Annotated in this window: 1 protein-coding gene and 1 pseudogene; one reads left to right on the forward strand and one right to left on the reverse strand. The window is 51.2% G+C overall.

The window, feature by feature from the left end:
- Positions 1-53: 53 nt before the first annotated feature.
- Complete coding sequence (locus NJLHNGOC_RS15795) at positions 54-1,610, reverse strand: hypothetical protein (RefSeq protein ID WP_133258767.1); 1,557 nt, start codon at positions 1,608-1,610, stop codon at positions 54-56.
- Positions 1,611-1,893: 283 nt separating this feature from the next.
- On the opposite strand from NJLHNGOC_RS15795, the pseudogene NJLHNGOC_RS15370 reads away from it, so the two are divergent.
- Positions 1,894-2,651: pseudogene (locus NJLHNGOC_RS15370) on the forward strand (IS5 family transposase).
- Positions 2,652-2,720 lie beyond the last annotated feature (69 nt).

Below are 2,720 nucleotides of genomic sequence, written 5' to 3' on the forward strand. Positions count from 1 at the left end.
CCACATCGCAGCAAGCTTCATCTTCTATCTCAAAGAATGAGTCCTGAGCCTAATTACTGCTTAGTAGGCACCGGCCAAAAAACTTCCGTCTGTATTCTGCCGCTATTGGTAAGTTTTTGTGCCACGGTAGTGCTGGTTAAAATAGAAGGAGGTGTCCCGAGTAGGATCTCATTGTAGGAGGTGGATACAGATGAGCAGGCACCGTTTCCGAGAGCGGTATAAACATTCCTCTGCGTTGATTTTGAGAAATCTTCCATCAAAGAGGCTATCCGTACATTACTGCATCCGCCCCTCTGGCGGTATGTGGCATTAAACACGAACGGTGCATTGTCGAGCATACGTCCCTCGACTTGTCCCATATAAGCGGATACGGAACCGCCAGCATCGACCGTCATTACCGACGCGTTTGCTGCTGGAATGCCATTTATTGCAGCATCCTGTCCGAATGTGCGAAGAGAATTGACTGTATAAACTATGCCCGGCCCGGCAACTTCTATGCATTTTACAGTACTGTCGCACGAGAGTTTACCGATCTGCACTCCAGTTGCGACACCGCTCGCGATCCTGTTTGTGCCACGATAAAAATATATCCCGGAGTTTGATGGTATTGTAAATATATTATCCAAGAAAGGGCTATCTGCTCGACCAATTTCGATGGTTTTCGTGTTTGCGCCTTGGTAATCCATTACTGAACTTGCGCTGGACCAGTAAGGCCATGCGTGAATGTTATTGATACGTGATACATCCATATCTGCATCAATATTCACGGCATAGTCAAAAAACTGCCCATAAAGTCCTTCAACAATAGTGCGGCCACCATTTACAGCACTAACCCCTTCATAGACGCCATCCATGAACAAGTTTTCAAGACGAGTATATCCCTCGACATCGTAGAGATAGACAACTGGAGGATAAGTAACGGGCTTCCATGACATTGCATCGGATGCTGGTGCAGTCTGACCCGGTTGCCAGAACGCAATGTCCTTTATCTGGGTTCCACGGGACTGGATATCATGAACATATACGGGGGATGCGGTTGTTTCATCAATATCGAACCAAGTGCCCGACGCCACCATAGGGTTCTGTGAAGAATAGTTTTCTAGCCAGCCCGCGCCCTGAAGCAAAACCGGGCAACCGATGCTGATCTGGCTACTAATCACATAATGGCGCGGAAGGAACCTGACCGTCCCGCCACCAGCCGCGCAGACAGCAGTCACGGCCTTCTGGATCCACGGCGCATCATCCGCACCATTTTTCCTGGTCCCCTTTAGGTAATCCGGAACGACCTCATAGAGCGTTGACAGGTATCCAGAAATATCGAAGTTTCCAGCTGCATCCATGATCCCGATTTGTGTTCCAGTGCGGTTCAGAAACGAAAGAGATGTGCTGGACTGCGTGATTTTCTTGGCGCCAACAGATGCGCTAGGGCGGCCCTGTCTTGCCGTAGTGCCATCTGTGATCGTGGACGTGGCGGCGTGATCCGTTGTTCCACCAAATGGAACAATGTCAGTTGGAGCATTCGTTTGCGTATAGTTTGAAGTAGGAACGGGCTGTTGCGCATGCGCAGCAACGGGCAATAGGCACGCGCTGAGAAATGCAAGATTTTTCATTTTGTAGCATTCTCCGACTGACTTTTTTATTTAGGACCAAAATACCTGCCTTTGCAACCTTTGCCCTTGCCGCTGGTCTGTCCGCCGTTAGCATGCACGGACAGAATTATCTCCGCTTGGAATGGTTTTTCGTTCGGCTGACATGTAGCTTGATGATTGTCATGATCATGATAGTCCATGGCCCATCACTATCCGCATTAGGGCCGATCGACATTCAGGATTTTCTTTTTGTGGCAGGGATGTTTCACTGAGCACCGGTCAGAGCACGGAGTGTAGGATGGCAATCAAACGTTACGAGTTAAGTGAAGCGCAATGGCAACGGATTGCGCCTCTGCTCCCGGGCAAAGTTGGGGATGCAGGCCGCAGTGGGACGGATAACCGCCTGTTCGTGAACGGCTGCCTCTGGATTCTACTCTCTGGCGCGCATTGGAAGGACCTGCCTGAGCGGTATGGCAAATGGAAGACAGTGCATCGTCGCTTCAGCAGATGGTGTCATGTCGGGGTATGGTACGGGACAGGGTTTTCGAGATGCTGACGGCTGATCGGGACAATCAGTATCTGATGTTCGATTCAATGATCGTTCGCGCCCATCAGCAGGCTGCAAACGGGAAAGGGGGAGCAGGGACCAGGCGCTGGGGCGTTCCAGAGGCGGTCTGACGACCAAGATCCATATGCTGGCCGATACGCTGGGCCGCCCGCTGCGCTTCGTTATTACAGCCGGCAGGTTGGCGATGTCACCCAGGCGCAGGCTCTGCTTGCAGGTCAGAAAGGGCCGGCTGTTATTGCCGCCAATGCCTATGACAGCAATGTATTTTACGCGGCCTTGTCGCTTGGATGGGTGCAGAAGCTGTCATTCCCTGCGATTGCATCCGCAGGATTATTATCATGTACGATATCAGAGCTTACAGGCTGCGCAATCGTATCGAGCGCTGATTCAACCGCCTCAAGCATTTCAGATGCTTCGCTACCCTATATGACCGACGTACCATCCATTTCCCTGGCTTTGTTCACCTCGCCTCAGCCATGATCTGGATGGCCTGAATGTCGATCGGTCCTAGGGCGTGTCGTCAGTTAGCATCTGGTGCCATGAGGCTTGTACTCCCGTTTGAT

This window comes from Novacetimonas cocois, assembly GCF_003311635.1.
Classification (GTDB): domain Bacteria; phylum Pseudomonadota; class Alphaproteobacteria; order Acetobacterales; family Acetobacteraceae; genus Novacetimonas; species Novacetimonas cocois.